The sequence below is a fragment of the Desulfovibrio sp. genome, from assembly GCF_019424165.1.
Taxonomy (GTDB): domain Bacteria; phylum Desulfobacterota; class Desulfovibrionia; order Desulfovibrionales; family Desulfovibrionaceae; genus Desulfovibrio.
This window is the reverse complement of record NZ_JAHZAA010000015.1, coordinates 11,129-15,502: the sequence shown is the minus strand read 5'-3', so window position 1 is coordinate 15,502 and position 4,374 is coordinate 11,129. Positions and strand designations below refer to the sequence as shown.

Here is a 4,374-nt window from a genome sequence, read left to right as displayed (position 1 = left end):
AGCCAGGCATAGGTAAATCTACGCTTCTTTTGCAGGTGGCCGGGCTTGTGGCCGCTCAGATGGCCGCTGCCGGCCGCCCCGTGCTTTATGCCAGTGGTGAGGAGTCCCTGCCTCAGATCAAGGGCAGGGCCGAGCGTCTGGGCATGCTTGATCCCAATCTGCTGGCTCTTGCCACGTCCCGCGTGGAAGATGTGGTAGAGGCGGCTAATGCGCAAAATCCGGCCCTGCTCGTAGTGGATTCGGTGCAGACCCTCACAAGCCTTGAGGCCGAAGGCCTGCCCGGCAATGTCAGCCAGGTGCGGGCCGTTGCCACCTCCCTGCTTGAACTGTGCCGTCGCCTGGGCTGCACCCTCATACTCGTGGGCCATGTGACCAAGGACGGGGTACTGGCCGGGCCGAGGCTGCTGGAGCACATGGTGGACACGGTTATTTCGCTTGAAGGCGACCGGCGGCAGATGTTCCGCCTGTTGCGCGTGTTCAAGAACCGCTTTGGCCCCAATGAGGAACTGCTGGTTTTTCGCATGGGCCAGCGGGGTATGGAGGTGGTGGATGACCCTTCCACATTTTTTCTGGGCCAGCGCGATCCGTCGTTGTCGGGTACGGCCGTGGTCATGGCTGTGGACGGCCAGCGGCCCCTTGCGGTGGAGGTGCAGGCCCTTGTATCCCGCACGTTTCTGAGCATTCCGCGCCGCGCTGCCCTGGGTTTTGATGTGGGCCGCCTGCATCTGCTTTTGGCTGTGCTTGAAAAAAGGCTCAAACTTAATTTCGCTCAGGTGGATATTTACGCCAAGGTGGGCGGGGGCATGAAGCTCAACGAACCGGGGCTGGACCTCGCCCTGGTAGCTGCCGTGCTTTCATCCTACTATGACGTGCCGCTGCCCGAAAAAAGCGTGCTGTGGGGTGAGGTGGACCTTAACGGGCAGGTACGCCCTGTGGCCGCACAGGAGCTGCGCCTTACCCAGGCCCGGCGTCTGGGCTTTGATCCCATTGTGCATCCCGGAGAGGAAAAGGGCGGCATTGCTACCATCGCAGCCTTACAGCAGCGGCTTTTTCATCGTCGCCACAAAGCGGAGAATGGTGAGTGATGCCGCTGGAAGTGGAACGCAAATTTCCGGATGTGAAGCTGGACAGTCTGCGCCGCAGGCTTGCCGAAGCGGGTGCGCTTTGTCTTGGCGCGCACTTTGAGAGCAATACGGTTTTTGATATACAGGATGGCCGCCTTGCCGCCACCGGCCGTCTGCTGCGCCTGCGCAGCCAGGAATGGGCCACAAGGTTTCGCCATGTGCTTACCCTCAAGCTGCCGGCTGAAGTTCCGGCCGGGGCCGGGCAGTACAAGGTGCGCGAAGAGCGTGAAGTGGACGTGGCGGAAGCATCTGCCATGAAGCATATTCTTGAAGGCCTTGGTTATAGCGCCGTGGCGCAGTATGAAAAAGTCCGGGAACCCTGGCTGCTGGATGGCGTGGAGGTGGAGCTGGACGTGCTGCCTTTTATGGAAGGGGCTGAACTGGAAGGCGAACCCGGAGCTATCGAGGCGGTACAGCACCGCCTGGGGCTTGACAAGACGGCAATGAGTACCAAGAATTATCATGAGCTGCATCAGGAATGGTTGCAGCGTAACAACCTGCCTGCGCGCCGCTCCTTTGTGTTCAGCGAAGCGCAAAGAAAAGCCTGGCGGCAGCAACTGGGACTGGGGGAGGAAAATGCTGTTCCCCCGGTATCGCGCTGAAAACTGTACTGTGGAGCCATTGAATGTCCTCTTTTAAACAGGGCCGCAATGACGACGGCGAAAGCCAGGTTATTGTGGAAAAAAAACTGAAGGAGCCGGATCGTTACCGGGTTCTTCTGCATAATGATGACTATACCAGCATGGACTTCGTGGTGGCTGTTCTGTGCAGTATTTTTAACAAAACCACGCAGGAAGCAACCGCCATCATGCTGAACGTGCACCAGCAGGGCGTGGGCCAGTGTGGCGTGTACACCCACGAAGTGGCTGAAACCAAGGTGAAAAGGGTGCATCAGGCAGCCAGAGCCGCCGGATTTCCCCTCAAGTGCACCATGGAAAAAATTTACTGAGATTGCCTATGCTGAGCAAGAGTGTTCAAAGCGTCATTCGTGATGCGCTTATGGAAGCCCACCGGCGCCGCCATGATATGTTGACTGTCGAGCATGTGCTTTATGCGCTCACAAACAGCATGCGCGGCCGTATCCTGCTTGAGGGCAGCGGGGCCAGCGTGGCCGTGCTGCGCGAGCAGCTTGAGGATTTTTTTAACCGCGAACTGGAAGTGGTTCCCCTTGCGGGCAAGCACGAAGTGGCCCAGACAGAAGGCGTGCAGCGCATCCTTGAGCGCGCCCTGGAGCATATTCGCGCTGCCGGGCGTGATACCGTGGAACTGGGCGATCTGCTCATTTCCATCATGGATGAAGAGGAAAGCTATGCCCACTACTATCTGCGCAAGCAGGGGGTGGAGCGTCTGGACGTGCTCACGTTTGTGTCGCACGGTATGGACGAGGGTGGCGGCTCCCGCGGCGTGGATCAGGGCGGTGAAGGTGAGGAAAAAGAAGTCAAGGCCGATCCTCTGGCCCAGTATGCCGTTGACCTCACGGCCCGCGCCCGCGAAGGCAAGATAGACCCGCTGGTGGGGCGCGAAAACGAGCTTGACCGCGCGGTGGAGGTTTTGTGCCGCCGCCGCAAGAATAACCCCCTTTTTGTGGGCGACCCCGGAGTGGGCAAAACCGCGCTGGCCGAAGGGCTGGCTTTGCGCATCGTTGACGGTGATGTACCGGAAATGTTCAGCAATGCCAAGATTTTCGCCCTTGATATGGGTCTTCTTCTGGCAGGCACGCGCTATCGGGGAGACTTTGAAAGCCGCCTCAAGGCTGTGGTGCAACGCCTTAAGGAACTGCCTGAAGCCATTCTGTTCATTGATGAAATACATACCATCGTAGGCGCCGGTTCCACGTCCGGCGGCTCCATGGATGCCTCCAATCTGCTCAAACCCGTGCTTGCCAGCGGCGAACTGCGCTGCATCGGCTCCACCACATACGAAGAGTTTCGCAACCATTTTGAAAAAGACCGCGCTCTGGCCCGACGCTTTCAGCGTATCGACCTGACCGAGCCAAGCCCGGAGGAATGTCTCGCCATCCTTCAGGGGCTGGAAAAACGCTATGCCGATTTCCACAAGGTCCGGTACAGCACGGCTGCGGTCAAGGCGATGGTGGACCTGACGGCCCGCCATGTGCGCGACCGCCTGCTGCCCGACAAGGCCATTGACGTTATGGACGAATCCGGGGCGGCTGTGCGCCTGGGGCGTGGTGTGCAGGGGGCCAGGGCTTCGTCCGGCAAAGCCCCTGCAAGTGGAAAAAAACTGCCGCCTCTGGTAAGCGTGGGGGATGTGGAACGTATTGTGGCCCGTATGGCGGGCATTCCCGTGCGCACCGTCTCCGGCACAGAACGCAACCGGCTGGCCTCGCTTGAAAAAGACCTCAAGGGGCTGGTGTTCGGTCAGGATGCGGCCATCGAGCTTACCGTGCGGGCCATCTTGCGCGCCCGCGCCGGGCTTGGGCAGGAGCAGCGCCCGGCCGGAGCGTTTTTGTTCTACGGCCCCACAGGCGTTGGTAAAACAGAGGTAGCCCGCAGCCTGGCAAAACTCATGGGCGTGGAATTTCTGCGCTATGACATGAGCGAATATATGGAAAAGCACGCCGTGTCGCGTCTTATCGGCGCGCCTCCAGGCTACGTGGGCTTTGATCAGGGCGGTCTGCTTACCGAAGCAGTGCGCAAGGCTCCGTATTCCGTGGTACTGCTGGACGAAGTGGAAAAAGCCCACCCCGACATCTTCAATGTGCTGCTTCAGGTAATGGATTATGCCACGCTGACGGATAACACGGGCCGCAAGACGGACTTTTCGCATGTTGTCCTGATCATGACCTCCAATGCCGGAGCTTTTGATATGTCCCGTCCGGCCATGGGCTTTGGCGGGGCTACGCGGCAGGATGCGGCCCATAAGGGACTCAAGGCTGTGGAAAATACCTTCAGCCCCGAATTCCGCAACAGGCTTGATGCGCTTGTGCCTTTCGACAGCCTGACTGAAGATATGATGCTGCGCATTGTGGACAAGTTTATGGTTGAAATTACCGAAAGCCTCGAGCAGCGACAGGTGAGCCTCGAGCTTGGGCAGAAGGCCCGGCAATGGCTGGCCCGCAAGGGCTTTGACCCCACTATGGGGGCGCGTCCCCTGCGTCGCTTGCTGCGCACCGAGCTGGAAGACAGGCTGGCGCACGAACTGCTGTTCGGTTCGCTGGCCAAGGGTGGCAGCGCCCGGCTTGACCTTGTGGATGATGCCCTTGTGCTGGAATCTGCTGCCGCCAGGCCTT

4 protein-coding genes are annotated in these 4,374 nt (G+C 59.5%); all 4 read left to right on the top strand.

Translation table 11 applies throughout. The features are described from left to right. Positions 1 to 1,085, top strand: a 1,085-nt coding sequence (locus QZ377_RS07140; protein ID WP_291440482.1) for an AAA family ATPase, incomplete at its 5' end; no start/stop codon positions are given. After that, on the top strand, positions 1,085 to 1,726 hold the full coding sequence (locus QZ377_RS07135; protein ID WP_291440511.1) for a class IV adenylate cyclase: 642 nt from the start codon (positions 1,085 to 1,087) through the stop codon (positions 1,724 to 1,726). The genes QZ377_RS07140 and QZ377_RS07135, both read left to right, overlap by 1 nt. A gap of 23 nt (positions 1,727 to 1,749) precedes the next feature. Beyond that, positions 1,750 to 2,073: an ATP-dependent Clp protease adapter ClpS gene (gene clpS, locus QZ377_RS07130; protein WP_291440481.1), complete on the top strand. Its 324-nt coding sequence runs from the start codon at positions 1,750 to 1,752 to the stop codon at positions 2,071 to 2,073. Positions 2,074 to 2,081: 8 nt separating this feature from the next. After that, on the top strand, positions 2,082 to 4,374 hold a 2,293-nt coding region (clpA, locus tag QZ377_RS07125; protein WP_291440480.1), incomplete at its 3' end, for an ATP-dependent Clp protease ATP-binding subunit ClpA.

Excerpts from the sequence above, each read along its gene's own strand:
- QZ377_RS07135 (WP_291440511.1), top strand. The coding sequence starts at position 1,085 with ATGCCGCTGGAAGTGGAACGCAAATTTCCGGATGTGAAGCTGGACAGT.
- clpS (WP_291440481.1), top strand. The coding sequence starts at position 1,750 with ATGTCCTCTTTTAAACAGGGCCGCAATGACGACGGCGAAAGCCAGGTT.